Below are 26553 nucleotides of genomic sequence, written 5' to 3' on the forward strand. Positions count from 1 at the left end.
TTCCGGCTCGCGCTTGCGCAGGAACGTCAGGCCGCGGCCGCCAGTGCCGGCTCGCTCGTGTACGCACGCACCAGGCGCAGCAGTTCCTCTTCGGAATACGGCTTGCCGAGGTAGTGGTTCACGCCGAGCGTGCGCGCGTAGTCGCGATGCTTCTCGGCGATGCGCGAGGTGATCATGATGATCGGCAGCTCGGCCAGGGCCGAGTCGGCGCGGATGTTGCGGGCCAGGTCGAAGCCGTCCATGCGCGGCATCTCGATGTCCGACAGCACCACGGCCGGGCGTTCCTGCTGCAGCCGTTCGAGCGCCTGCAGGCCGTCGGCCGCGAGCGACACGCGATAGCCTTCGCGCTGCAGCAGGCGCTGCGTCACGCGGCGCACGGTGATGGAGTCGTCCACCACCAGCACCAGCGGGATCTGCGGCGCCACTGGTGCGATGGCCACGGGTTGCTGCGGCGCACCCGCTTCGCCGTCGGCGGCATTCGCCGGTGCGGCCAGCGCAGCGGCCTGGCGCTCGCGAGCCAGCTCGCCGTGCACCGCGGCCAGCGCCACCGGGTTGTAGATCAGCGCCACCGCGCCCGAGGCCAGCACCGAGATGCCGGCCAGGCCGGGCAACCGTGCGAGCTGCGGGCCGAGGTTCTTGACCACGACTTCCTGGTTGCCCAGCACTTCGTCCACGTGCAGCGCCACGCGCTGCGCGGCGCTTCGCACGATGACCAGCGTGTTGGTCTTGGTGGCGGCGTGTTCGCTGCGGGTGGAGTGCTGCAGCAGCGCACCGGCCCAGTAGAACGGCACGTGTTCGCTGCCGAACGGATGGCTGTTGTTCAGGTAGGCCGCCTCGAGGTCGGTGGCACCCACGCGCTGCACCAGCTCCACGAGGTTCGACGGCACGCCGATCGACACCTCGCCCGCACGCAGCATCACCACGTGCGTCACGGCGGTGGTCAGCGGCAGCACCAGCTTGAAGGTGGTGCCCTGGCCGGGGAGGCTGTGCGTCTCGATGCGGCCGCCGAGCGCGGCGATCTGCGCGCGCACCACGTCCATGCCGATGCCGCGGCCGGCGAGTTCGGAGACCTGGCCCGCCGTCGAGAAACCGGGCTTGAAGATCAGCTCGGTCGCTTCCTCGGGCGACAGTTCCTGGTCGTGCGCGAGCAGTCCCAGCGTGCGGGCACGCTCGGCGATGCGCTTGTGGTCGAGGCCGGCGCCGTCGTCACGGAAGCTCACCGAGACGTCGTTGCCCTCGTGGTGCAGGTCGATGACGATCAGGCCACTCGCGTCCTTGCCGGCCTTTTCGCGCGCCGCCGCATCCTCGATGCCGTGCGCCACGCAGTTGCGCAGCAGATGCTCGAAGGCGGGCGTCATGCGGTCGAGCACGCCGCGGTCCATCTCGATGGAGCCGCCGACGATGTCCAGGCGCACCTGCTTGCCGGTGTCCTTCGAGGCCTGGCGCACCACGCGGTAGAGGCGGTCGGAAATGCCCTCGAACTCCACCATGCGCGTGCGCAGCAGGCCGCGCTGCAGTTCGCGCGTCTGGCGCGCCTGCACGTTCAGGTCGTCTTCCGTCGCCTGCACCGTCTTCTGCAGCGTGCGCTGCACGGTGGCCACGTCGTTGACCGACTCGGCCATCATGCGCGTGAGTTCCTGCACGCGGGTGAAGCGGTCGAACTCCAGCGGGTCGAAGCTCTGCTGCGAATCCTTGGCTTGCGCCAGGCGCGACTGCATCTGGCTCTCGGCCTGCACTTCGATGTCGCGCAGCTGCTGGCGCAGGCGGTCCAGGTTGCCCGTGAGGTCGGCGAGCGAACCACGCAGTTGGCCGAGTTCGGCCTCCAGGCGCGAACGCGTGATGATGACCTCGCCGGTCTGCGCGACCAGGCGGTCGAGCAGCTGGGTGCGGATGCGCACGGCCTGGCCGGTCGCGGCGCGCAGCGGCGCCAGCGCGGCGGGCGCGGGACGCGGCTGCAGCGTGGCGGGCGCGGCCGCCTCGAGACCGGCCGGCTCTTCGGTGTCGTTCGTCGCCGGCGCGGCCTTTTCGTCGTTCGCCGGCGCATCGGCCACCACCTGCACCAGCTGGGCGGCGGGCGCCGAGGCGGCTGCAGTCGCCACGATCTGCGCCAGCTCGACCTGCGAGGCGTCGTCCGCCGCGCGCAGCGCATCGAAGGTGGACTGCAGCGCGTCGAGGCGCCCGAGCAGCTTCTCGATGTCGGAACGCTCGGCGCCTTGCGAACCCAGGAGTTCGATCTCGGACTCCATGCGGTGCGCGCGCTCGCCCAGGCGCATGGCGCCGGCCAGGCGCGCACTGCCCTTCAGCGTGTGCAGCGTGCGCAGCACCGACGCGCGCGGCGCGCTGTCGTCGGGGTGGTGCGCCCACTGGCGCAGCGCTTCGCCGAGTTGCGGCAACAGTTCGGCAGCTTCCTCCTCGAAGATCGGGAACAGGTCGACGTCGACCGCGTCGGCCAGGTCGATGGCGTCCTCGGAATCGTCCAGCGCCACGTCGGCGACGCTGTCGCTGACCACCACCTGCTGCAGCGTGCGGGTTTCGGCGCGCATGGCGACTTCGGTGGGCATCGGCGAGGCGGCGATGTCGCGCAGCGCCTGCAGCGTGCCTTCCGCCGGATCGCGCAGGAAGCCGACCGCGAACTGGTGCAGCAGACGGCGCAGTTCGTCGGCCGCGGCGACCAGGACCAGGCCCTGTTCGCGCGTGCCGCTGCCCTGCATCTGCAGGTGCTGCAATGCGGCTTCGAGCAGGCGGGCCATGCCCGACAGGCTGTGGAAGCCCACCGTGGCGGAGCTGCCGGCCAGCGAGTGCGCCAATGCGACGGTCGAGTCGGGCAGGCGTTCGTGCGTTTCGAGCGCCCATTCGCTCACGTCGGTGGCGAGCTGGCGCGACCATTCGTCGGCCTCGTTGAGGTAGACGTTGTAGAGCGCGATGCCGATGCGCAGCGGACCGATCACCTTGACCTGGTCTTCGGCGCTGGCCGTGACGGCGATTTCCTGCACGGCTTCCGCGGCCACGGCAGCCACGGGCTCAGGCACCGGCGCCGCTGCGGGTTCTTCGTCGGCAACGAGGATCTGCGGCTCGTCGGGCACCGACGGTGCCTCGAGAACGGGCGCGATCACTTCTTCGGCGACGGCCTCGGCCGGCTCCGGTTCAGCTTGTGGCTCCGGCGTCGGCTCGGGTTCCGGCGCCACGACGGCTTCCGGCTCCAGCTCGATCGCCGGCAGCGGTTCGGGCTCCGGCTCCGGCAGTGCGGCAGCGACCAGTTCCTCGGGCTCGGCAGGTGCCTGGGGCACGTCGTGCGGCAGCTCGTCAGGCACCTGGGCGGCTTCGACGACTTCGGGCTCGGCCGCCTGTGCAGGCTGCAGTTCGGGTTCCCAGTCGAGGTCGGGCAGCGCGGTTTCGTCCGAAGGCACGGCTTCGGCCACGGGCACGGCTTCGGCCACGGGCTCGGCTTCGACCGGCTCGATCGAGAGTTCGGGTTCCGGCTCGGCCTTGGCCACCGGCGGCTCGGCGTTCGCCGGTGCCTTGGTGTGCGCCAGAAAGTCGAACTCGTCGCCGCTGGGCAGGCTCAGCAGCGGTGCCGGCGCGGTGTCCTGCTTCGTATCGAAGTCCAGGAAGTCGGTCGATGCGAAATCGTCGTCGGTCTCGGGCGCGGCGGGCTTTTCGGGCTCCTGCCAGGCGAAGGTTTCGAGCGCAGGCTCCTGAGGCGCGACGGCCGGAGCCGGCGCTGCCACTTCGTCGGTGAGCGACAGGTCGGGCAGCGGCGGCAGCACGGCGGGCGCCATGGGCTCCGGCGCCGCCACGAACTCGGGCTCGGCTGCCGCAGCGGGCGCCGGCGCCTCGGCTGCGATGTGGCGGGCGGCGACCGCCAGGGCCTCCGGATCGGCCATGCGCACGGGCGGCGGCACGGGTTCGCCGGCCAGCAGCGCATTGGCCACGCGGCTGAACGGCGCGGACTGCCAGCCTTGGGCGGTGCCGGATGCGATGGCCTCGACCCACTCGCTGAATTCCTTCAGCGTTCTCTCGGTGCCAGACAGCAGTTCCGGGGTGGCCGCACGCTGGTCGGCCAGCCAGGTATTGAGGACCTGCTCGAGCGACCAGGCCGCGTCACCGAACTCGGTGAGGCCGACCATGCGCGAGCTGCCCTTGAGCGTGTGGAAGGCGCGGCGAAGGATGGTGAGTTCTTCGGTGTCGTCCGGATAGCTCGCGAGTTCGGCGATGGCGGCCAGGCCGGCCTCCACCACTTCGCGGGCTTCGTCCAGGAAGATGTTCTGCAGGTCGTCTTCCTCGAGCTCGGTGACTTCGGTGTCGGGCAGCGCCGACGGACCGGAGATCTTGTTCGTCCAGCTGTCGGCCTTGCTGCTGAACTCCTCGATCGGCGAGACCTGGGCCTTGCGATTGGGCGTGGCGAGGGCGGCGAGCTTCGAGGCGATCTGGGCGTCGACCTCTTCGATGCTGAGCACCGACTGCGCAGCGGGCGGCTGGCTCGGCTCGGCGCCTTCGGCCGAGCTGTCGGTGGCCTGGCGGCCCATGAGCGGCTTGAGTTCGCCGGCCTCGGCGTCGAACACGAACAGGCGCTTGGCCAGTGCGGGCTGGTAGCCCAGCATGTCGATCAGGAAGCCCAGTGCGCCGAGGTTGTTGCCCAGCGCGTCGAAGCCGGCCATTTCCTCGGCCGGCGAGGTGCTCGTGAGCATCGCCTCGACGTCGTCGCGCATGCGCTGCACGGTGTGGGCGGCCTGGTCGAGGCCGAGCACGGAGAACACGCCGCGCATCTGCATGAGCTGCGTCGGCACGGTGCGCAGCAACGCCTTTTCGGCCGGGCGACGGAAGTACTGGTCGAGCGACTTCTCGAGTTCGGCCAGGTGGCTGCGCAGTTCGTCGACCACGGTGCCCATGGTCTGGCGATCGCTCACGCGGCGGTAGAGGTCTTCCATCCACGCTTCGAGCGGCTCGGAATGGCCGCCTTCGCGCACGCGTTCGATGCGGCCCGCCAGTTGCAGCGTGCGGGCGGTGAGCTGCGGATCGCTCGGATCGAGGTCTTCGAGCGCGGCCTCCAGGTACAGCACCGAGGTGGCGACTTCCATCGCGAGTTCGGTGCCGGGCGCCTGGCCGGAGCGCACCGAGGCTTCTACCGCGTGGGTCAGCGCCTGCACCATGGGCAGGCTCGGCGGATGCAGCTTCTGCAGCGATTCGCCGAGCTGCGCGAAGGTGTCGGCCACCTGGCGCGTGCGGGTGGTGTCGCCGCCCGAGAGCGCCGACCACATTTCCTTGGCGGTCTCGATGCGCTTGCGGGCCTGTTGCAGCACCAGCGGATCGAAGCGGCCGAACTGCTCGACGTTGTAGTCGACGTGCGGTTCGTTGGCGATGCCCCAGGCGCTGCGCACGGTGCGCAGCGTGGCGGCGTCGTCGCTGCCGGCCGGCACGGCCTGCGCGCAGAAGAACAGAAGGTCCTGGCCGAGGCGGTCGGACACCAGGCTGTCGCCGCGCGCGAGCGTCGCGTATTGCAGCAGCACGCGCGACGCGGCGCGCTTGACGTAGGCGTCGGGCGCGATCAGGCCGGTGGCCAGCGCCTCGAAGAAGCCCGCAGCCAGCGTCCAGAAGCTGGCGACACGGGGCAGCAGCGCGCCGCGTCCGAGGCCCAGGCACAGCGCATGCAACCGCCGCGCGGCCTGCAGGTCGCCGGTCTTGACGAGCTGCAGCACTTCGCGGTCGAGGCGCGAACGCACGGCCGGGTCGTAGGCGATGGCAGCCTGCGTGAGCGCGGGCTTGACCTCGACCCAGCGCCAGGTGGTGCTCCACAGGTCGGCCGGGTGCACGCGCTCGTTGCCCACGAGTTCGAGCACGTCGCGGTACTGCGGAAACAGCGCCACCGACGACACGGGCTTGCCGGCCAGCAGGGCGTTGAGGAAATCGGTGACGGCGAAGCCGGCACGCTCGATCTTGACGACGGCGTTTTCGTTGCAGCGCTGCGGATCGGCAATGAAGCCCTGCACTGCGAACTCGATGGCGCCGAGCACCAGCGCGGGCGACGAATGCCCCACCATCTGCAGTGCACCAACGGCCTGGTGCAACTGCTGGCGGGCCATCTGCAGCGGGCCGCTCTCGGGTTCGGCCGCGGTGCCCACGTCGCGCACGTAGCGACGCAGCGACTTGCCCACCCCGTCGAGGGATTTCTGGATTTCTCCCAGCACCCAGGCCAGCGGCCCGAGGTCTTCGGTGGCCGGCGCGGTGCCGGCAAGAGGGGCCGTGGCAGGGGTTTGAATCGACACGTTGATTGCTCGCCGTTCTTGATCTATCAGTTCTTCAAAGGGCGCCAGGCGCCCTCAATGCATACAGCAGCCGTCGCCATCACTTCCGGGCACACCGTGGTACCGGCTTTGCCGGGCCGCGGGTGCCGCCCCCGGAAGGAGGCTGCCGAAGCGGCACGAAGTGCGCGAAGGCTGCGGGAGAGCGTCATCACGCGATCTTGAAACGCGCCACCGAGCGGCGCAGTTCTTCGGCCATCTGCGACAGTTCGCGCACCTGCTGGGCGGTGGTACGCGTGCCTTCGCCGGTCTGTTCGGTCACGGCAAAGATGTGCTGGATGTTCGCGGCCACCACGTTGGCCGAGTCGGCTTCGCGGGAGGCGGACTGCGAGATCTGCTCGATCAGGTCGGCGAGTCGGCGCGACACGCGGTCGATCTCGGACAGCGCGGTACCGGCGTTGTCGGACAGCTTGGCCCCTTCGACCACACCCTGCGTGGAACGCTCCATGGCGCCCACCGCGTCTTGCGTGTCGGTCTGAATCGCCTTCACCAGCGCCGAGATCTGGCGCGTGGCGTCCGCGGAGCGTTCGGCCAGTCGCTGGACTTCTTCCGCCACCACCGAGAAGCCTCGGCCGGCTTCACCGGCGGATGCGGCCTGGATGGCGGCGTTCAGCGCCAGCACGTTGGTCTGTTCGGTAATGTCCGAAATCAGTTCGGTGATTTCGCCGATCTCCTGCGAGGACTCGCCCAGGCGCTTGATCCGCTTGGACGTTTCTTGGATCTGGTCGCGGATGGAGTTCATGCCGCCGATGGCGTTCTGCACGGCCTGCAGGCCCGACGATGCAGCCTGCAGCGACTGGCGCGCCACCGTGGCGGACTCCTGTGCCTGCGAGGACACGCCGTTGATTCGCTCGGCCATGGTCAGCACCGACTGGCCGGTTTCGCGAATCTCGCGCAGCTGCTCGGTCGAAGCGGCCAGCAGTTCGGTCGAGGTGCTTTCCACCTGCGAGGTCGTCTGCGCCACGCGGGTGGCCGTGTTCTGCACGTTGCCCACCAGCAGCCGCAGTTCTTCCACGGTGTAGTTCACCGAGTCGGCGATGGCGCCGGTGATGTCCTCGGTCACGGTGGCTTCCTGCGTCAGGTCGCCTTCGGCCACTGTCTGCAGTTCGTTCATCAGGCGAAGAATGGCGGCCTGGTTGGCGTTGTTCACGCGGCTGGCTTCGCCCGAAGCCTGCTCGGCGGCAAGACGCTCGCGTTCGGCGACGGCGGCACGTTCGCGGCCTTCGCGCACCTGCACGAAACCGATGGCGCCGGCGAGTGCCAGAGCAGCCAGCGACAGCACGAACAGCAGCACGATGGTGCCGGCGCCCAGGCCGGTGCGTGCGGACAGCTTTTCCTGCAGGTCGCCGAGCGCCTTGCGCAGGGGTTCGCTGTCGGTCAGGATCGACGCCTGCGCTTCACGCGCAGCCACCAGGCCCTGCAGGTTGCCCAGAATGGCGGAGGCCTGCGTGCGCATCTGCTCGTAGGTCTTCAGGATGGCTTCGAGCTGTTCGCGCGTCTGCGGGTCGCGCGAGCCGGGGAAGCGCTGTTGCGCGTTGCCGTCGAGCAGGCCGCGGGTGGTTTCCTGGAAGGTGTTCAGGTCCTTGCCCAGCAGGAACACGGCGTCGGGGTTCACGCCCTCGACCGTGAAGAACTCGTTGGTCGATTTGCCGATGCGCTGCGTCAGCATCACGAGCTGGCCGGCCGCCGAGATCTCGGGCAGCGTGGCGTTCTGCTGCATCTTCAGCGACGCGACGGTTTCCGTCATTTCGAGCAGCGTGGACGACTGCTGGTTGATGTCGCGCAAGGCGGCGCCCACCTGCGTCAGGATCTGGCGCTGGGCCAGCACGGCCTTGGCGCTGGCGTCGGCACGGGTGACCAGGGGATTGATCTTGTTCATCTCCTCGTCGTACTGGTTGCCTACGCGTTCGAGGCGCAGCGAGTCGTCGCCATTGGTGAGACCGGCAACGCGGCGCGAGAGGTCGTCCGCGCTGTCCTTCACTTCGACGAACGCCGAAGCGCTGCCGACAAGGGCCTGCGAGATCGACTTGGCCAGTCGTTGCGACTGCATCAGCGACTGGCCGGTGGCCGCCACCTGCTGCGCCAGGCGTTCCGCGCGAAGGATGGCGGAGCCGGCGACCAGCAGCAGCAGCAGCACGACCACGGCCAGCACGATGGCCAGGATCCGCTGCTGCTTCGCGAGGCCGGAGCCTGCGCGGCCGCCCGCCGTGTCGAGCACGGCTTCGGGCACCGGCGCAGCCGGCTCGTTGGCGGCGTCGCCGCCACCCGGCAGGTCGAGGTCGCCGAAGCTGGTGTCGGTGGGCGCGCCGCCATTCCTGGCGATCCGCACGGTCTTCTCGTCCGGCACCTGGACCGTGTCGACGTCGTCGATCGACAACGTGGAACCGGAGCCATCGACGCGGGCCTTGTCGTTGCCGTTGCTGGCGGGCAGTAATTTCTTGAACTTGTCGGCGATCGAGCTCACGGTCGGTCCTTCAGGTGGTTGCCGGTACGGCGTGCGGAAGCACTGCTACGCACCAATACTCAAAAACTGGGGTTGCTGCGAAAGCGCCTGCAGGTTGACTTCCTGCCAGCGCTCCCCTGCCGCGTCGGTGTACAGATGCCCGTGCCAGGCAGGTGCTTCTGCGCTGGGGGGTTCGGACGCCGTGAAGGCCTCCGAGCCCCGCAACCCCGCCAGTCGGTCGACCAGCAGTGCGCAGTTGACTTCAAGCAGTTCGTTGAACGCAACGAGCCGCGACTGGATGCGCGCCGCTTCGGTGGCGGCCGGCGCGAGCGGGGCGCCGGCGGCGAAAGCCGACAGCTGCACGACGCCGTACAGGCCGCCGCGCAGGTTGGCGACGCCGAGGAACCATGGCTCCGTGTAGGGAACCGGCTGCGGCGGCGTCCAGGGAAAGATTTCGCCGGCATGGCCGAGCGGGAAGAGGTACTTGCCCTCGCCCGCCTCGACGGCCAGCCAGGTGGCGGCCACGCCCGTGGTGCGAGCCGCCTGCAGGCGGCTCGCCAGCCGGGACTGGAAGGCTCTCAGAGCATCGCGATTCGCCATGGACTCGGCAGGCGTTCGGTCAGGCCAGGGCGCTGATCTTGGACATCAGATCGGCCGGGTTGACAGGCTTCACGATGTAGTCGCGTGCGCCTTGGCGCATGCCCCAGACGCGGTCGGTCTCCTGGTTCTTGCTCGTGCACAGGATGATCGGGATCGCGGCGTACTTGGGGTCGCGAACGATGGCGCGCGTGAGCTGGAAGCCGTTCTGGCCGGGCATGACCACGTCCATGAGGATCAGGTCGGGCTGATCTTCTTCCAGGCGGCGCATGGCGTCGTCGGCATTCTCGGCGGTCTTGACGGCATAGCCGTTCTTCTGAAGCAGGTCGGACAGGAACATCAGTTCCGTCTTGGAGTCGTCGACGACGAGGATTTTTCGAATAGGCATTACTGCGCTTCCTGTTGAACGATGCCAAACTGCTGCACGGCCTGCAGCAGCTGGTCTTTGGTGAAAGGCTTGGTCAGGTAGTCCTGGGAGCCGACCATGCGGCCGCGGGCCTTGTCGAATACGCCGTCCTTCGACGACAGCATGACAACCGGGACGTTGGAGAAATGCGCGTTGCGCTTGATGATGGCGCAGGTCTGATAGCCGTCGAGCCGCGGCATCAGGATGTCGCAGAAAATCAGATGCGGCTTGTGGTCGTTAACCTTGGAGAGCGCGTCGAAGCCGTCTTCCGCGAGAAGAACCTCGTGCCCACCCTGCTTCAGAAAAATCTCGGCACTGCGCCGGATGGTGTTGCTGTCGTCGATGACAAGCACCTTGTAACCTGATCCATTCGGGCCCATTGCAAACGCTCCTGCTCAAGAGACCTGGAAGCCCGCCGCGCCGACATCGACGCAGACCGCGTAGCTCTATCTATGCCATGCTTTCAGATTTCAACCATTTCGAAGTCTTCCTTGCGCGCACCGCACTCAGGACAGGTCCAGTTCATCGGAACATCGGCCCAGGCCGTGCCTGCCGCGATCCCGTCTTCCGGTACACCAACCGCTTCGTCATAGATCCACCCACAAATCAGGCACATCCAAGTTTTCGTGTTCATCGGAGCTTAAAGTCCTTGTTCATTAAATGCAACGAGTGTATCTATGCGTATCTCACTGGCGGACTGTAAACGTCGCGCCTTCGCCACCATCCAGGGAATCCAGCCCGGCGTATGACCATCTACTTACTTCCAGCAGATAACGCCCGCAAACCGGGCGATCTTAACGACCCCTCGCAGGATGACAGCGAGCTGGCCGAGCGCGACCTGAATCCCCCCTGCGTGCTGGTGTTCAACGCCAGCGACCCCAGCGGCGCGGGCGGCCTGGGCGCCGATGCCCTCGCAATGGCGTCGGTGGGCGCACACATCCTGCCGGTCGTGACGGGTGCCTACGCCCGGGACACGGCCGAGATTTTCGACCACTTCCCGTTCGACGAGGAAGCCATTGCCGAGCAGGCGCGCGCCATCCTGGAGGACGTGGAGGTGCAGCTGATCAAGATCGGCTTCGTCGGCACCACCGAGGCGCTGAGCACCATCGCCGAGACGGCCGCCGACTACCCGGACGTCCCCGTGGTGGCCTACATGCCCAACCTGTCCTGGTGGGACGAGAACCTCATCGAACCCTATCTGGACGCCTTCAGGGAACTTGTTCTGCCTCAAACCACGGTGTTGGTCGGAAACCACAGCACCCTGTGGCGATGGCTGCTTCCGGACTGGAGCGGCGAGCGTCCGCCGGGCGCGCGCGACATCGCCAAGGCCGCGGGCGAGTTCGGCGTGCCCTACACGCTGGTGACCGGCATGGTGCTGCCCGAGCAGTTCATCGACAACGTGCTGGCCTCGCCGCAGTCGGTGCTCACCAGCGAGAAGTACGAGCGGCTCGAGGCCGTGTTCGCGGGCGCCGGCGACACCCTGTCGGCCGCGCTGGCCGCGCTGCTGGCCAGCGGCACCGACCTGGTGGCCGCCACTACCGAAGCCCTCGCCTACATGGACCGCTGCCTCGACGCGGGCTTCCGCCCCGGCATGGGCCATGTGCTGCCCGATCGCCTGTTCTGGGCCGAGCCCGAGGACGACGAAGACGATGAAGACCCGGACGCCGAGCCGGACTTCGCCCTTCCGCCACACGACACCCGACACTGAGATGTGGCTCGCCCCCAGGCTGTGCGCACTTCGTGTCGCTTCGCCACCCCCCCGCCGGGGGCGGGCCGGCCGCTCCGGGCGGCCATGCGCGGCGGCCCCCACTGAAAACCCTTTCCTGAGTCCCGATGCCAAACACTGATCGCAACGACATTCTTTTCGAGCGCGCCCGCGCCGTGATTCCCGGCGGCGTGAATTCGCCCGTGCGCGCCTTCAAGGCCGTGGGCGGCACGCCCCGGTTCATCCAGCGCGCGCAGGGCGCCTACTTCTGGGACGCCGACGACAAGCGCTACATCGACTACATCGGCTCGTGGGGTCCGATGATCCTCGGCCATGGCCACCCCGCGGTGGTCGAGGCAGTGCAGAAGGCCGTGCTCGAAGGCTTCTCGTATGGCGCGCCGACCGAGCGCGAGATCGAACTGGCCGAGGCCATCCTCGCGCTGGTGCCGTCGATGGAGATGGTGCGCCTCGTGAGCTCCGGCACCGAGGCCGCCATGAGCGCGCTGCGCCTGGCGCGCGGCGCCACCGGCCGCAAGAGCATCATCAAGTTCGAGGGCTGCTACCACGGCCATGCCGACGCGCTGCTGGTGAAGGCGGGCTCCGGCCTCGCCACCTTCGGCAACCCGACCTCGGCCGGCGTGCCGCCCGAGGTGGTGCAGCACACCATCGTGCTCGAGTACAACAACCTGCAGCAGCTCGAGGAAGCTTTCGCACTGCACGGCAACGACATCGCCTGCCTGATGATCGAGGCCATTGCCGGCAACATGAACTTCGTGCGCGCGACGCCCGAATTCGCGAAGCGTTGCCGCGATCTCTGCACGCAGCACGGCGCGCTGCTGGTGTTCGACGAAGTGATGACCGGCTTTCGCGTGGGCCTGCACGGCGCGCAGGGCGTGCTGGGCATCACACCCGACCTCACGGTGCTCGGCAAGGTCATCGGCGGCGGCATGCCGCTGGCGGCCTTCGGCGGCCCGCGCGCCATCATGGAACAGCTCGCGCCGCTGGGCCCGGTCTACCAGGCCGGCACGCTGTCGGGCAATCCGGTGGCCACGGCCTGCGGCCTCGCCACGCTGAAGGAAATCGCAAAGCCCGGCTTCTATGAAGCGCTCGGCAAGAAGACGCGCTCGCTGGTCGAAGGCCTGAAGGCTGCGGCGGCAGCCGAGGGCCAGCCCTTCAATGCCGACAGCGAGGGCGGCATGTTCGGCTTCTTCCTCATGAACGACCTGCCGCAGAACTACGCCACCGTGATGACCACGGACAACGCGCAGTTCAACGCGCTGTTCCACGGCCTGCTCGACCGTGGCGTGTACATCGCGCCCGCGCTGTATGAAGCCGGCTTCGTGAGCGCCGCGCACACCGATGAAGACATCGCGGCCACCGTCGAGGCCGCGCGCGAGATCTTCCGCAAGCGCTGAGGCTGGGGGGCGGTGCATGCGCGGCGGCCGGGCAGGCGGGCCGCGTGTCACGGAACCTGGTGTTACGCCGTGTATATTGCCCCCGCGCTGTGCGAGGCCCGTCCCGCCGGCGCACGCACCAGGGACTAGAAAAACACGGCCGCCGCAGAGCCGCCAGACAGATACCGAGGACGCTCCAGCCCATGACCCCTTTGCGCCTGCTGCCCGTGGTGGCGGCCCTCGTGCTTCCCACGCTCGCCGCCGCCCAGTCCTTCGAACCGAAGAACATCTGGATCAACCCGGGCTTCTACTCCGCGCACTTCGACAGCGGAAAGGGACTGGAGAACGTCAACCAGGGCCTGGGCTTCGAATACCCGCTGAACGACACCTACCGTGTCACCGCGGGCACCTTCCGCAACAGCGATCGCCGGCAGTCGAACTACCTCGGGCTCTACGTGCTGCCCTTCGAGTTCTACGGCGTGAAGTTCGGCGCCGTGGTGGGTGGCTTCGACGGCTACCCGAACTACCGCAACGGCAACTGGTTCCCCGCCATCCTCCCGATGGCCGCCATCGAGGGCAAGAACTGGGGCCTGAACATCGCCTACGTGCCGACGATCAAGAACCGCCTTTACGGCGCGGTCACCTTCCAGCTCAAATACCGCTTCGGCAACCACGAGTAGCGGCAACCGCAACCTTCGTCGCCCATTGATAAAGCCGGCATCGCTGCCGGCTTTTTTCGTGGAGGCCGCCCTGCCTGCAGGACGGCTGCGCCTTCATCGTCAGTGGCGGAAATGCCGCACGCCCGACAGCACCATCACCACGCCGCGCTCGTCGGCCGCGTCGATCACCTCCTGGTCGCGCATCGAGCCGCCGGGCTGGATGACGCAGCTCGCACCCGCATCCACCACCACGTCGAGGCCGTCGCGGAACGGGAAGAAGGCATCGCTGGCCACGGCCGTGTCCTTGAGCGACAGGCCGGCATGCTCGGCCTTGATGCTGGCGATGCGCGCCGAGTCGAGGCGGCTCATCTGGCCTGCACCCACGCCCATGGTCATGCCGTTGGCGCAGAACACGATGGCGTTGCTCTTCACGTACTTCGCGACCTTCCATGCGAACAGCAGGTCCTGCAGCTGCTGCGGCGTGGGCTGCTTCTTGCTGACCACCTTCAGGTCGTTGATCGACAGCTCGTGGTTGTCGGCGGTCTGGATCAGCAGACCCGAGCCGACGCGCTTCACGTCCATGGCATTGCGGCCGTTGTCCCAGTCGGTGGTGCCGCCCTTGGGCAGTGCGATCTCGAGCACGCGCACGTTGAGCTTGGCCTTGGTGGCCTGGAACACCTCGAGCGCCTCGGGCGTGTAGCCCGGCGCCATCAGCACCTCGACGAACTGCTTGGCGATCTCCTGCGCGGTGGCGCCGTCGACCGGGCGGTTGAAGGCGATGATGCCGCCGAAGGCCGAGGTCGGGTCGGTCTTGAAGGCCTTGCCGTAAGCCTCGGCCGCATCCTTGCCGATGGCCACGCCGCACGGGTTGGCGTGCTTCACGATGACGCACGCGGGCACGTCGAAGCTCTTCACGCACTCCCACGCCGCATCGGCATCGGCGATGTTGTTGTAGCTGAGCTCCTTGCCCTGCAGCTGCTTCGCCGACACGAGCGAACCGGGCGCCGGATGGAGGTCGCGGTAGAACGCGGCCTGCTGGTGCGGGTTCTCGCCGTAGCGCAGGTCCTGCACCTTCACGAAGCGGCCGTTGCTCTGCGCAGGGAACAGCGAGCGCTTGGGCGCGGGCTGGCCGATGCTGCTGTCGAAGTCGATGGCCGAGAGGTAGTCGCTGATCGCGCCGTCGTAGTCGGCGATGCGGTTGAATGCCGCCACCGAGAAGGCGAACTTGGTCTTGTCGCTGAGCTTGCCGTCGGCCTTGAGTTCGGCCAGCGCCGTGGCGTACTGCGACGCGTCGGTGAGCACGCCCACGTCCTTCCAGTTCTTGGCGGCGCTGCGCACCATGGCCGGGCCGCCGATGTCGATGTTCTCGATGGCGTCTTCGAGCGTGCAGCCAGGCTTGGCCACGGTGGCCTCGAACGGGTACAGGTTGACCACCAGCAGGTCGATGGTGTCGATGCCATGCTGCTTGATCGCAGCCACATGCGCGGGCAGGTCGCGGCGCGCCAGCAGGCCGCCGTGGATCTTCGGGTGCAGCGTCTTCACGCGGCCGTCGAGCATTTCGGGAAAGCCGGTGTGGTCCGCGACTTCGGTGACGGGCAGGCCGGCGTCGGCCAGCAGCTTGGCGGTGCCGCCGGTGGACAGCAGCTTGATGCCCAGCGCATGCAGCGCCTGGGCAAATTCGAGAATGCCGGTCTTGTCGGAAACGGAGATGAGTGCAGTCTGGGCCATGGGATATGCCGTGGAGTTATTTCAGGAGTTTGTGTTCAACCAGCTTCTTGCGAAGCGTGTTTCGATTCAGGCCCAGCCATTGCGCAGCCTTCGACTGATTGCCTTCGGCGCGCGTCATGACGACATCGAGCAGGGGCTTCTCGACCACGCGCACGAGCATCTCGTACATGCCGTCGGGTTCGGTGCCGCGCAGGTCGCGAAAGTAGCTGTCAAGACTGGTGCGCACGCAGTCCTCGATGTGTTTCTTGCTCATTGCTTCTTCTCTTTTTTTCAATCGACGGCGCAAGCCGCCTCCTCTTCGCCGGACGGTTCGCCGTCCGCCTCTTGCTGCACGGGCATGCGGTCCATGCGGTCTGCGAGCCCGTCGAAATAGTCGCCGATCGCGCGCAGCTGCTCGGCGCAGTCCTCGATGGTGTTCATTCGTGCGCGAAATGCCTCGCCGTCGGGCAGCGCGCGCACATACCAGCCGATGTGCTTTCGCGCCGTGCGCACGCCGCTGTAGTCGCCGTACAGCGCATAGTGCTCCACCAGATGGTCGAGCAGCAAGCGACGCACCTCCACCACCAGCGGCGGCGCGCGGTGCGTACCGGTCTCCAGGAAGTGCGCGATCTCGCGGAAGATCCATGGACGGCCCTGCGCGGCGCGGCCGATCATCACGGCGTCGGCGCCGGTGAGCGCGAGCACGTCGCGCGCCTTCTCCGGCGACCGGATGTCGCCGTTCGCCACCACCGGCACGCGCACCGCGGCCTTCACGGCGGCAATGGTGTCGTACTCGGCATGGCCCTTGTAGCCCTGCTCGCGCGTGCGCCCGTGCACGGTGAGCATCTGCACGCCGGCCGATTCGAAATCGCGCGCGAGCTTCACTGCGTTGCGATGGTCGTGGCTCCAGCCGGTTCGCATCTTCAGCGTGACCGGCACATCGAACGGCTGCGCGGCGTCGACCACGGCCTGCACGATCTCGAGCGCCAGCGGCTCGTCGCGCATCAGCGCAGAACCGGCCCACTTGTTGCACACCTTCTTGGCCGGGCAACCCATGTTGATGTCGATGATCTGCGCGCCGCGCTCGATGTTGTAGACCGTGGCCTCGGCCATCATGGCCGCGTCGGTGCCGGCGATCTGCACCGCGATGGGACCCGGCTCGCCGTCGTGGTTCGCGCGTCGCGACGTTTTCAGCGTGCCCCAGAGTTCCTTGCGCGAGGTGACCATCTCGCTGACTGCATACCCCGCGCCGAGCTCGCGGCACAGCATGCGGAAAGGCCGGTCCGTCACGCCGGCCATGGGCGCGACGAACAGGCGGTTTTCCAGCGTGTGGGTGCCGATCTGCAAGGTCATTTGGAAGAGGAGCGGTGCGCGTTCGGCTGCTGAAAAATGAGGCACGATTGTAGCCACGCCGCATTTCAGCGACTGAAACGATTTGCGGCCTGGGTACCCGTGCAGACACCGATGCGCCTCGGGGCTTTCGGGCACTTCTCCCACGCGGTTGCGACGTGAGCACTGCCTATACTTCGCCGACTTCAACCGACCTCATGCAAGCCTGGCTCGACTCACTCATGGCGCTGCTGGCGCTGCCGCAGTACGGTCTCTCGACCCTGTTCGTGGCCGCTTTCGTGTCCGCGACGCTGCTGCCCGTGGGCTCCGAGCCTTTTCTCTTCGGGCTGCTCAAGCTCAACCCGGACATGTTCTGGCCAGCCATCGCGGTGGCGACCATCGGCAACACGCTGGGAGGTGCGGTCGACTGGTGGATGGGCTACGGCGCGCACAAGGTCGCCGACAAATACTCGCACTCGAAACACCATGTGCGAGTTTTGGGCTGGCTCGAGCGGCTCGGCCCGAAGGCCTGCCTGCTGAGCTGGTTGCCGCTGGTGGGCGACCCGCTGTGCGCAGTGGCCGGCTGGCTCAAGCTGCCGTTCTGGCCTTGCGTGGCCTACATGGCCATCGGAAAGTTCCTGCGTTACATCACCATGACGGTGGCGCTGCTGCAGATCTTCTGATCAGCTCAGCAGGCCGTAGGGCCCGCCGCGTTCGAGCGCGCGCTTGTAGGCAGGGCGCGCGTGGATGCGCTCCAGATAGGCCATGAGCTTCGGCCGCTTCGCGTCGAGCCCGCCGCGCGCCTGCGCGGCTTCCACCGGAAAGCTCATCTGGATGTCCGCGCCCGTGAAGCTGTCGCCGGCAAACCACTCGCTCTTGCCGAGTTCGGCTTCCATGAAGGCCAGATGCGCTGCGATGTTCGGATTGATGAACGCGCCCTTGGTCTTGGCCGCGATCGCTTTCGCGATCGGCTTTGCGAAGAACGGCATCTTCGCGCTCTCGATGCGGTCGAACACCAGTTTCAGCAGCAGCGGCGACATCGCCGAACCTTCGGCGAAATGCAGCCAGTAGCGATAACGCAGCGCCTCCGCAGTGCCGGCAGCGGGCGCGAGCCGCCCCTGGCCGAAACGCTCGATGACGGTCTCGATGATCGCGCCCGATTCAGCGAGCGCGAGCCCGTCATCCGTGGTGACGACGGGTGACTTGCCCAGCGGATGAACGGCCCGCAGCGAAGCGGGCGCCAACATGGTTTGCGGATCGCGCTGGTAGTGGACGATCTCGTAAGGCAGTTCGAGTTCTTCGAGCAGCCAGAGCACACGCTGCGAACGCGAGTTGTTGAGGTGGTGGACGGTGAGCATGGAGGCGGGCCTTGAGAAGGATTCGGGGCGCGCGGAGTCTACCGAACAACACCCCAAAGAACCCGCGGATTTCTTTTCGCGAAACACCGAGGAACCGGCTTCGCCGGGCCTCAGGTGTTGCCCCCGCTAGGGGGTTGGCGCAGCGACACGAAGTGCGCGCAGCCTGGGGGCGAGCCTGTTATGAGCTGAACAGGAAGTTCATCACGTCGCCATCCTTGACGACGTATTCCTTGCCTTCCGAACGCATCTTGCCCGCGTCCTTCGCGCCCTGCTCGCCCTTGAAGGCGATGTAGTCCTCGAACGCGATGGTCTGGGCGCGGATGTAGCCCTTCTCGAAGTCGCCGTGGATCACGCCGGCCGCCTGCGGGCCGGTGTCGCCGATGTGGATGGTCCAGGCGCGCACTTCCTTCACGCCGGCGGTGAAGTAGGTCTGCAGGCCCAGCAGCTTGAAGGCCGCGCGGATCAGGCGGTTCAGGCCGGGCTCTTCCTGACCGATCTCGGCCAGGAACATCTTCTTGTCTTCGTCGTCCATCTCGGCCAGGTCGGCTTCGATCTTGGCGCAGATGGCGACCACAGGCGCACCCTGCTTGGCGGCGTATTCGCGCAGGCGGTCGAGATACGGGTTGTTCTCGAAGCCGTCTTCGGAGACGTTGCCCACGAACATCGCGGGCTTGGCGGTGATGAGCGTGAAGCTCTTGACCAGCGGCAACTCTTCCTTGGTGAACTCGAGCGCACGCACGGGCGTGTTCTCGTTCAGCGCGGCCTGGCAGCGCTCGAGCAGGCCGACGAGTTTCTGCGCGTCCTTGTCGCCCGAACGGGCCACCTTGGTGTGGCGGTGCAGCGCCTTTTCGACCGTGGCCAGGTCGGCCAGGCAAAGTTCGGTCTGGATCACCTCGATGTCGGAGATCGGGTCGACCTTGCCGGCCACATGGATCACGTTCTCGTCGTCGAAGCAGCGCACCACGTTCACCGTGGCGTCGGTCTCGCGGATGTGCGCCAGAAACTTGTTGCCGAGGCCTTCGCCGGTGCTGGCGCCTGCCACGAGGCCGGCGATGTCGACGAACTCGACGATGGCGGGCACCACGCGCTCGGGATTCACGATCTCGCTGAGCTGGGCAAGCCGAGGATCGGGCACTTCCACCACGCCCACATTGGGCTCGATGGTGCAGAAGGGATAGTTTTCCGCCGCGATGCCGGCCTTGGTCAGCGCATTGAAAAGGGTGGATTTACCGACGTTGGGCAGGCCGACGATGCCGCATTGCAAACTCATGGGAGGTCCTCTTGGGTAACCGGCGATTTTAGGCGAGCATGGCTGCACGCCCGTCCGGCAGGGCTTCGGACCGCATTTCTGCCGCTCCCGGCATCAGGGTTAAACCCAATTAGCAAACGTTTGCGCAAACGTTTCCCACAGGTAACATCGGAGCCCCGGCCAAGACCGGCGTCCCGCCCTGATCAACCATCCCTGGAGACATTCACCATGAAGTTCACCCGCCGCACCCTGCAAAGCGCCGCCGCCCTCACGTTGCTGGGCGCCATTGCCGCAACGCCCGCCTTCGCGCAGGACAAGCCCAAGGTCGCGCTGGTCATGAAGTCGCTGGCCAACGAGTTCTTCCGCACCATGGAAGACGGCGCCAAGGCGCACCAGAAGGCGCACGCCGCCCAATACACGCTGGTGGCCAACGGCATCAAGGACGAGACCGACACCGCCGCGCAGATCAAGATGGTCGAGCAGATGGTGGCCCAGAAGATCAACGCGCTGGTCATCGCGCCGGCCGATTCGAAGGCGCTGGTGCCGGTGGTCAAGGCGGCCATCGACAAGGGCATCCTGGTGGTGAACATCGACAACCAGTTCGATGCCGCAGCACTCAAGGAAAAGGGCATCCAGGTGCCGTTCGTGGGCCCCGACAACCGCGCCGGCGCGAAGCTGGTGGGTGACGCACTGGCCAAGGAACTGAAGTCGGGCGACAAGGTCGGCATCATCGAAGGCGTGTCGACCACCTTCAATGCGCAGCAGCGCACGCTGGGCTACCAGGACGCGATGAAGGCGGCCGGCGTCACGGTGGTGGGCGTGCAGTCGGGCCAGTGGGAAATCGACAAGGGCAACACGGTGGCCGCCGGCATGATGCGCGAGCATCCCGACCTGAAGGCCCTGCTGGCCGGCAACGACAGCATGGCGCTGGGCGCGGTCGCCGCGGTCAAGGCCGCGGGCAAGACGGGCAAGGTGCTGGTGGTGGGCTACGACAACATCGGCGCCATCAAGCCGATGCTGAAGGACGGCCGCGTGCTCGCCACGGCGGACCAGTTCGCCGCCAAGCAGGCCGTGTTCGGCATCGAGACCGCGCTGAAGGCCATCGCCGACAAGAAGAAGCAGTCGGAAATGCCCGCCGAAGTGAAGACGGACGTGGTGCTGGTCACGAAGTGATGCTCGCCCCCAGGCTTCGCGCACTTCGTGTCGCTTCGCCTTCCCCCTACCGGGGGCAACACCGACGGCCCGGCAAAGCCGGTTCCGTGGTGTTTCTGGAATAAGGTTGCCAATCGATGGCTGACAACAATCGCAGCGCGCCCGTGCTCTCGCTGAGCGCCATGGGCAAGGACTACGCGGCACCGGTGCTGGACGACGTCTCGCTCGTGCTGCACGCCGGCGAGGTTCTGGCCCTCACGGGTGAGAACGGCGCCGGCAAGAGCACACTGTCGAAGATCGTCTGCGGCCTGGTGCAGCCCACGCGCGGGCAGATGCTGCTCGACGGCATGCCCTTTGCGCCGAGCTCGCGCCGCGACGCCGAGCGCCTGGGCGTGCGGATGGTCATGCAGGAACTAGGCCTGGTCACCACGCTGTCGGTGGCCGAGAACCTGCTGCTCGACCGCCTGCCCAACAAGACCGGCTGGATCCGCCGCGGCAAGCTGCACGAGCTGGCCGCGCAGCAGCTGGCCAAGATCGGCATGCAGAACATCGACCCGGCGACGCCCGTGGCGCGGCTGGGCATCGGCCAGCAGCAGATGGTCGAGATCGCGCGCAACCTGCAGGACGACACGCGCGTGCTGGTTCTCGACGAGCCCACCGCCATGCTGACCCCGCGCGAAACCTCGCACCTGTTCGAGCAGATCGACCTGCTGAAGGCGCGCGGCGTGGCCATCGTCTATGTGTCGCACCGCCTCGAGGAACTGCAGCGCATCGCCGATCGCGTGGCGGTGCTGCGCGACGGCCGGCTGGTCGACGTGCGCGCCATGGCCGGCGTGCGCGAATCCGAACTGGTGCAGCGCATGGTCGGCCGCGCGGTGCACGAGCACGAAGGCCGCGAACGCCGTGTGGCGGGCCCGGTGTTGCTGAGCGCACGCGGCATCGGCCGGGCCCAGGCGGTGCGCGATGTCGACATCGACCTGCGCGCCGGCGAGGTCATGGGCCTGGCCGGCCTGGTCGGCTCGGGCCGGACCGAACTGGTGCGGCTGCTGTTCGGTGCCGACCGCGCCGACCGAGGCGAGATCACGCTGATCGAGAACGGCAAGCCGGTGCAGCATGTGCGCAAGGGCTGGCGTTCGCCGATGCAGGCCATCCGCGCCGGCATCGGGCTGGTCACGGAAGACCGCAAGTCGCAGGGCCTGCTGCTGACGCAGTCGATCCGCGTCAACGCCACGCTGAGCGACCTCGGCGCCGTTTCGCACGCAGGCTGGCTGCAGCCGGCCAAGGAGCGCGGCATCGCGCAGAAACTGGTCGAGCTGCTGCGCATCCGTTCGCGCAGCATCGAGCAGCCGGTGGCCACGCTGAGCGGCGGCAACCAGCAGAAGGTGGTCTTCGCGCGCTGGCTGCACCGCGAGTGCAAGGTACTGCTGCTGGACGAGCCCACGCGCGGCGTGGACGTCGGCGCGCGCGCCGACCTGTATGCCGAGCTCGACCGCATGACCGACGCCGGCAAGGCGCTGCTGATGGTGTCGAGCGACCTGCGCGAGCTGATGGCCATGTGCGACCGCATCGGCGTGATGAGCGCCGGCCGGCTGGTCGCGGTGTTCGAGCGCGGCGAATGGAGCGAGCAATCGCTGCTGGCCGCAGCCTTCAGCGACGCCACCGGTCGCGCCGCCCCCGCACCGGCGGTCTCCGCCGTTCCCGATCAGACCCCGGTCACCGCCGATACACCATGAACGCTGCCAACCCGACCTCCACCCCGACCGCCGCTCCCTCCGCGCTGAAGGGCCAGCTCGGCACCTACCTGGGCCTCACGGTCGTGCTCGTGGGCATGATCGCGCTCTTCGGCTCGCTGAGCGAATACTTCCTGACGCGCGAGACCTTCGTCTCGATCGCCAACGAGATTCCCGCGCTGGCCGTGATGGCCGTCGGCATGACCTTCGTGCTGATCATCGCGGGCATCGACCTCTCCGTCGGCTCGGTGCTGGCGCTCAGCGCAGCCGTCACCGCCGCCGCCATCCTCGAGTGGAAGCTCTCGGTGCCGCTGGCCGCGCTGCTGGGCCTGGCCACGGGGCTGGTCTGCGGCACGGTCACCGGCGCGGTGTCGGTGGCCTGGCGGCTGCCCAGCTTCATCGTCTCGCTGGGCATGCTCGAGGCGGTGCGCGGCGGCGCCTACCTGGTCACCGACTCGCGCACGCAGTACGTGGGTGACGCCATCTCGGGCCTGGCCGCACCGTGGATCGGCGGCATCTCCGCCGCCTTCGTGCTGGCCGTGGTGCTGGTGGTGATCGGGCAGATGGTGCTCACGCGCACCGTGTTCGGCCGCCATGTGGTGGGCATCGGCACCAACGAAGAGGCGATGCGGCTGGCGGGCATCGATCCGCGCCCGATCCGCATCATCGTGTTCGCCGTCACCGGGCTGCTCGCCGGGCTCGCTGGCCTGATGCAGTCGGCGCGCCTCGAGGCGGCAGACCCGAACGCCGGCGTCGGCATCGAGCTGCAGGTGATCGCGGCCGTGGTCATCGGTGGCACCAGCCTCATGGGCGGGCGCGGCTCGGTCGTCAACACCTTCTTCGGCGTGCTGATCATCGCGGTGCTCGAGGCCGGCCTGGCCCAGGTGGGCGCCAGCGAACCGAGCAAGCGCATCATCACCGGCGCGGTGATCGTGGTGGCGGTGATCATCGACACCCTGCGCCAGCGCCGGGCCGACCGCCGCCTGGCCTGATCCGAATCCTGTCCCACGAGAAACACACGAGACCATGGCCACCATCAAGGACGTCGCATTGAAAGCCGGGGTTTCCGTGACCACCGTGTCGCACGTGGTCAACGACACCCGCCACGTCAGCCCCAAGGTGCGCGAGCGCGTGGAGCTGGTCATCCGCGAGCTGGGCTACGTGCCCAACGCGATGGCGCGCAGCCTGAAGAGCAACACCACCTCGACGCTGGGCATGCTCATCCCCAACAGCTCCAACCCGTATTTCGCGGAGATCGTGCGCATCGTGGAAGACCGATGCTTCGGCGCGGGCTACACGCTGGTGCTGTGCAACACCGACGACGAGCCGCGCCGCCAGAGCGTGTACCTGCAGGTGCTGGCCGAGCGCCGCATCGACGGGCTGGTCGTGGTGTCGACCGGCGCCGGCAGCGGCTCCGACGACGGCGACTCGCTGGCCAAGCAGCTCCACGGCCTGCGCGTGCCGACCGTGCTGGTCGACCGCGAGATCGACGACCCGGCCTGCGACCTGGTGGAAACCGCGCACATGCAGGGCGGGCTGCTCGCGGTGCGGCACCTGCTGTCGCTGGGCCACAAGCGCATCGCATGCATCGGCGGACCGGCGGGCGTGATGCCGAGCGAGCAGCGCATCGAAGGCTGGCGCATGGCACTGGCCGAGACCGGGGCGACCCCGAACGCCGACGTGCTGCTGTGGCGCGGCGGCTTCACCAGCCAGGGCGGCTACGAGGCGATGCACGCCATCCTGCGCACCGAGCAGAAGCCCTCGGCCGTGTTCGTCTGCAACGACCTGATGGCCATCGGTGCACTGCGCGCGGCGCATGAAAGCGGCGTGCGGGTGCCCGACGAGCTGTCGATCGTGGGCTTCGACGACATCGAACTGTCCGCCTACACGAGCCCCCCGCTCACCACCGTCGCGCAGCCCAAGGAGCGCATCGGCGCACTGGCGGTCGACATGCTGCTCGAGCGCGTCGGCGGCAAGCGCCGCGATGCGCGCAAGGTGGTGCTGCAGCCCGAGCTGCGCGTGCGCGCATCGACCGCCCGGCATGCGAGCTTCCGCGAAGCCACGGTGCCTTCGGGCGACATCGGGTCATCGCCATCCACGCCTTCCGCACCTCCCACGACAACCCGAAAGTCCCGCACCCCGTGAGCCCCGCGAACATGCCGTCTTCTTCCAGCAGCCATGCGCCGCCGCGCATCGTGGTGCTAGGCAGCCTCAACATGGACCTCGTGCTGCGCGTGCCGCACGCGCCGGCCGCGGGCGAAACCCTGATCGGCCACTCGATCGCCACCATTCCTGGCGGCAAGGGTGCCAACCAGGCCGTGAGCTGCGCGCGCGAGGGCGGCAAGGTGCACATGATCGGCTGCGTGGGCGACGACGCGCACGGCGCTGCGCTGCGCCAGGCGCTCGAGCGCGACGGCATCGACACCGCCGCGCTGCGCACTGCAGCCGGCGAACCCACCGGCACGGCACTGATCCTCGTGGAAGACAGCGGCCAGAACCGCATCGTGATGATTCCCGGCGCCAACGCCGCAGTGCAGATCGACGAGGCCGCCTTGAAGCGCCAGGTGCAGGGCGCCGCGTTCATGGTGACGCAGTTCGAGACGCCGATGGACCAGGTCGCGCGCGCCATCTCGGTGGCGCACGGCGCGGGCTGCAAGGTGCTGCTGAACCCGTCGCCGGTGCAGGCGATCGCCGAGCCTTTGTGGCCGCAGATCGACACGCTGGTGGTCAACGAGATCGAGGCGAAGACGCTGTGCGGCCAGGCTGCCGACACGCCGCAGGAAGCCGCTCAGGCCGGCCAGGCGCTGCGTGCAAGGGGCATCGCGCGCGTGGTGGTGACGCTCGGCGCGCGCGGCGCAGTGGCCGTCGATGCCGACGGCGCGCGCCACCATCCCGCGCCGAAGGTGCAGGCGGTCGACACCACGGCCGCCGGCGACACCTTTCTGGGGGCGCTGGCGGTTGCGCTGGGCGAAGGCCAGTCCTTCGACGAGGCCGTGCGCCTGGGCATCCGCGCCGCGGCGCTGTGCATCCAGCAGCCCGGCGCCCAACCTTCCATTCCGCTGCGTGCCGACGTGCTGCGCAGCCCCGTGCCACCCGACTGGATTTCGCTGTGAAACGTACTGCCCTGCTGCATGCCGAACTGTCCCAGGTGATCGCCTCGATGGGGCACGGCGACATGCTCGTGCTCGGCGACGCCGGCCTGCCGATTCCGGACGGCCCGCGCCGCATCGACCTCGCCGTGGCGCGCGGCGTGCCGCAGCTGACCGACGTGCTGCAGGCGGTGCTGTCGGAGATGCAGGTGGAAGGCATCGTGATCGCCGAGGAGGCGCTCGACGCCGCGAAGAATCTGCCGCGCTGGTTTCCCCAGTCGCCGGGCATCGCGCCGCAGACGGTGTCGCACGAGGAATTCAAGCGCCGCACCGCGAAGGCCCGCGCCATGGTGCGCACCGGCGAATGCACGCCCTACGCCAACATCATCCTCATCGCCGGCGTGGCATTCTGACCAACCCCCCAGGCTTGCCCACTTCGTGTGGCCGCCAACCCCCTTGCAGGGGGCAATACCAGCGGCCCGCCAAAGCCGGTTCCGCGGCATTCCTGAAACGGGCAAGACCCGTCCCGGTCATTCGAACCTGTAGTTCGCGCCCACCGGCTGGCCGACCTTGAGCGTGTGCTCCACGCCCTGGATCACGATGCAGTTCATGCCGAAGGTGATGCCGCCGCCCACGCGCGCATCGGCGCGGTAGGTGCGCAGCATGTCGCCGACTTCGGGGCTGCTCAGGGCGGTCGCGGGGTCGATGTCGGGGATCGGGCAGCGCGTGCAGGGCTTGACGGGGCGCAGTTCGGCCTCGCCCTCGGCGGTGGTGACGTGGAGCGCCTCGACCCGGTCCTCGTCGTGCGACTCCATGCCCGCCAGCACGATGTTCGGGCGGAAGCGCTCGATGCCGACCGCCTCGTGCCCGGCCGCCGCCAGGCGCTCGTTCAGCTCGGCGAGCGAGCCTTCGCTGGCCACCAGCAGCGGGTAGCCGTCCGCGAACTGGTTCTCGGCCTCGACGCCATCGGTCCATTTCATGTTCGACAGGCGCTTCTGCTCGGGATCGAAGCGCACCAGCCGCAGGGCCTGCGGCTTGCCGGGTTCGGATAGGAAGTCGCTGAACCACTGGGCCGCGATGTCGCCCATGTCGTAGGCCGCCACCTCGTCCTTCCACACGCGAACCCGCACCGGCTTCTCGACCCGGTCGAAGGCCAGGTGCAACGCCAGCATGCCGGGCGCACGCAGCACCACTTCCATGTGCTTCATCTGCGGCTTGATCAACGCCATGCGTGGCAGTTGCCGCTGGGTGACGAATTCGCCTCCGGCGTCCACCACCATCCAGGCGCGGTCGAACTCCAGGCCGGTCTCGGTCAGCAGCATTTCGGGAAGCTCGACGCCGCCACAGGACTTGACCGGGTAAATGAACAGGCGCGCGATGGTGGCTTGGAGATCGAAGGCGGGCTGGGAGGCGGACACGGTGGGGGTTCCTTGAAA

Annotated in this window: 22 protein-coding genes; 10 read left to right on the top strand and 12 right to left on the bottom strand. The window is 67.9% G+C overall.

Features of this window, described 5'->3' with window-relative positions; translation table 11 throughout:
* Positions 1-26: 26 nt before the first annotated feature.
* The 6 genes from AACL56_RS24935 to AACL56_RS24960 all read right to left on the bottom strand — a co-directional run bounded on the left by AACL56_RS24935 (position 27) and on the right by AACL56_RS24960 (position 10379).
* Positions 27-6263, bottom strand: coding sequence for an Hpt domain-containing protein (locus AACL56_RS24935; protein WP_339092474.1), 6237 nt, complete (start codon positions 6261-6263; stop codon positions 27-29).
* 187 nt (positions 6264-6450) lie between these two features.
* Positions 6451-8763, bottom strand: a complete 2313-nt coding sequence (locus AACL56_RS24940; protein ID WP_339092475.1) for a methyl-accepting chemotaxis protein — start codon at positions 8761-8763, stop codon at positions 6451-6453.
* 45 nt (positions 8764-8808) lie between these two features.
* Positions 8809-9342, bottom strand: a complete 534-nt coding sequence (locus tag AACL56_RS24945; RefSeq protein WP_339092476.1) for a chemotaxis protein CheW — start codon at positions 9340-9342, stop codon at positions 8809-8811.
* Positions 9343-9361: 19 nt separating this feature from the next.
* The gene (locus AACL56_RS24950) at positions 9362-9727 is read right to left on the bottom strand and encodes a response regulator (protein ID WP_339092477.1); all 366 of its coding nucleotides are present in this window, start codon (positions 9725-9727) and stop codon (positions 9362-9364) included.
* Positions 9727-10125: a response regulator gene (locus tag AACL56_RS24955; protein WP_081271091.1), complete on the bottom strand. Its 399-nt coding sequence runs from the start codon at positions 10123-10125 to the stop codon at positions 9727-9729. The genes AACL56_RS24950 and AACL56_RS24955 overlap by 1 nt, the downstream gene beginning before the upstream one ends.
* 83 nt (positions 10126-10208) lie before the next feature.
* Complete coding sequence (locus AACL56_RS24960; protein WP_007838397.1) at positions 10209-10379, bottom strand: rubredoxin; 171 nt, start codon at positions 10377-10379, stop codon at positions 10209-10211.
* Positions 10380-10490: 111 nt separating this feature from the next.
* Here AACL56_RS24960 and thiD point away from each other — a divergent pair, with 111 nt between their 5' ends.
* The 3 genes from thiD (at position 10491) to AACL56_RS24975 (ending at position 13524) form a co-directional block, all read left to right on the top strand.
* The gene (thiD, locus tag AACL56_RS24965; RefSeq protein ID WP_339092478.1) at positions 10491-11453 is read left to right on the top strand and encodes a bifunctional hydroxymethylpyrimidine kinase/phosphomethylpyrimidine kinase; all 963 of its coding nucleotides are present in this window, start codon (positions 10491-10493) and stop codon (positions 11451-11453) included.
* A 125-nt stretch (positions 11454-11578) separates the two neighbouring features.
* Positions 11579-12865, top strand: coding sequence for a glutamate-1-semialdehyde 2,1-aminomutase (gene hemL, locus AACL56_RS24970; RefSeq protein WP_339092479.1), 1287 nt, complete (start codon positions 11579-11581; stop codon positions 12863-12865).
* A 182-nt stretch (positions 12866-13047) separates the two neighbouring features.
* Entirely contained in the window at positions 13048-13524 is a 477-nt protein-coding gene (locus AACL56_RS24975; protein ID WP_339092480.1) for a hypothetical protein, read from the top strand.
* A gap of 99 nt (positions 13525-13623) precedes the next feature.
* On the opposite strand, the gene purH is transcribed toward AACL56_RS24975, so the two are convergent.
* From purH to dusB, 3 genes are read right to left on the bottom strand one after another with little or no spacing between them, the layout of a single operon-like run.
* Positions 13624-15231 carry a bifunctional phosphoribosylaminoimidazolecarboxamide formyltransferase/IMP cyclohydrolase gene (purH, locus tag AACL56_RS24980; protein WP_339092481.1) on the bottom strand — a complete coding sequence of 536 codons (1608 nt, stop codon included), beginning with the start codon at positions 15229-15231 and terminating at the stop codon, positions 13624-13626.
* A gap of 16 nt (positions 15232-15247) precedes the next feature.
* Positions 15248-15484 carry a Fis family transcriptional regulator gene (locus AACL56_RS24985; RefSeq protein WP_007838304.1) on the bottom strand — a complete coding sequence of 79 codons (237 nt, stop codon included), beginning with the start codon at positions 15482-15484 and terminating at the stop codon, positions 15248-15250.
* A 17-nt stretch (positions 15485-15501) separates the two neighbouring features.
* Positions 15502-16563 (bottom strand): tRNA dihydrouridine synthase DusB, encoded by a 1062-nt coding sequence (dusB, locus tag AACL56_RS24990; RefSeq protein ID WP_339092482.1) that lies wholly within the window; start codon positions 16561-16563, stop codon positions 15502-15504.
* A 194-nt stretch (positions 16564-16757) separates the two neighbouring features.
* Here dusB and AACL56_RS24995 point away from each other — a divergent pair, with 194 nt between their 5' ends.
* Positions 16758-17222 carry a YqaA family protein gene (locus AACL56_RS24995; protein ID WP_339092483.1) on the top strand — a complete coding sequence of 155 codons (465 nt, stop codon included), beginning with the start codon at positions 16758-16760 and terminating at the stop codon, positions 17220-17222.
* Here the strand turns inward: AACL56_RS24995 and AACL56_RS25000 are convergent, their stop codons facing one another.
* The gene (locus tag AACL56_RS25000; protein ID WP_339092943.1) at positions 17223-17897 is read right to left on the bottom strand and encodes a glutathione S-transferase; all 675 of its coding nucleotides are present in this window, start codon (positions 17895-17897) and stop codon (positions 17223-17225) included. It lies immediately after the preceding gene.
* Positions 17898-18075: 178 nt separating this feature from the next.
* A complete protein-coding gene (ychF, locus tag AACL56_RS25005) occupies positions 18076-19167 on the bottom strand; it encodes a redox-regulated ATPase YchF (RefSeq protein WP_339092484.1) in 1092 nt (363 codons plus the stop codon).
* A gap of 207 nt (positions 19168-19374) precedes the next feature.
* Here ychF and AACL56_RS25010 point away from each other — a divergent pair, with 207 nt between their 5' ends.
* The 6 genes from AACL56_RS25010 to rbsD all read left to right on the top strand — a co-directional run bounded on the left by AACL56_RS25010 (position 19375) and on the right by rbsD (position 25530).
* Positions 19375-20319 (top strand): sugar ABC transporter substrate-binding protein, encoded by a 945-nt coding sequence (locus AACL56_RS25010; protein WP_339092485.1) that lies wholly within the window; start codon positions 19375-19377, stop codon positions 20317-20319.
* 116 nt (positions 20320-20435) lie between these two features.
* On the top strand, positions 20436-22031 hold the full coding sequence (locus AACL56_RS25015; RefSeq protein WP_339092486.1) for a sugar ABC transporter ATP-binding protein: 1596 nt from the start codon (positions 20436-20438) through the stop codon (positions 22029-22031).
* Positions 22028-23020: an ABC transporter permease gene (locus tag AACL56_RS25020; protein WP_339092487.1), complete on the top strand. Its 993-nt coding sequence runs from the start codon at positions 22028-22030 to the stop codon at positions 23018-23020. The genes AACL56_RS25015 and AACL56_RS25020 overlap by 4 nt, the downstream gene beginning before the upstream one ends.
* A gap of 34 nt (positions 23021-23054) precedes the next feature.
* The gene (locus AACL56_RS25025; protein WP_339092488.1) at positions 23055-24173 is read left to right on the top strand and encodes a LacI family DNA-binding transcriptional regulator; all 1119 of its coding nucleotides are present in this window, start codon (positions 23055-23057) and stop codon (positions 24171-24173) included.
* Between the two features lie 11 nt (positions 24174-24184).
* Entirely contained in the window at positions 24185-25141 is a 957-nt protein-coding gene (rbsK, locus tag AACL56_RS25030; protein ID WP_339092489.1) for a ribokinase, read from the top strand.
* Complete coding sequence (rbsD, locus tag AACL56_RS25035; RefSeq protein WP_339092490.1) at positions 25138-25530, top strand: D-ribose pyranase; 393 nt, start codon at positions 25138-25140, stop codon at positions 25528-25530. Before rbsK ends, rbsD begins: the two co-directional genes overlap by 4 nt.
* A gap of 117 nt (positions 25531-25647) precedes the next feature.
* Here the strand turns inward: rbsD and AACL56_RS25040 are convergent, their stop codons facing one another.
* Positions 25648-26535 carry an MOSC domain-containing protein gene (locus AACL56_RS25040; protein ID WP_339092491.1) on the bottom strand — a complete coding sequence of 296 codons (888 nt, stop codon included), beginning with the start codon at positions 26533-26535 and terminating at the stop codon, positions 25648-25650.
* Positions 26536-26553: the final 18 nt, after the last annotated feature.

It is taken from the genome of Variovorax paradoxus, from assembly GCF_902712855.1.
Taxonomy (GTDB): Bacteria; Pseudomonadota; Gammaproteobacteria; order Burkholderiales; family Burkholderiaceae_C; genus Variovorax; species Variovorax paradoxus_Q.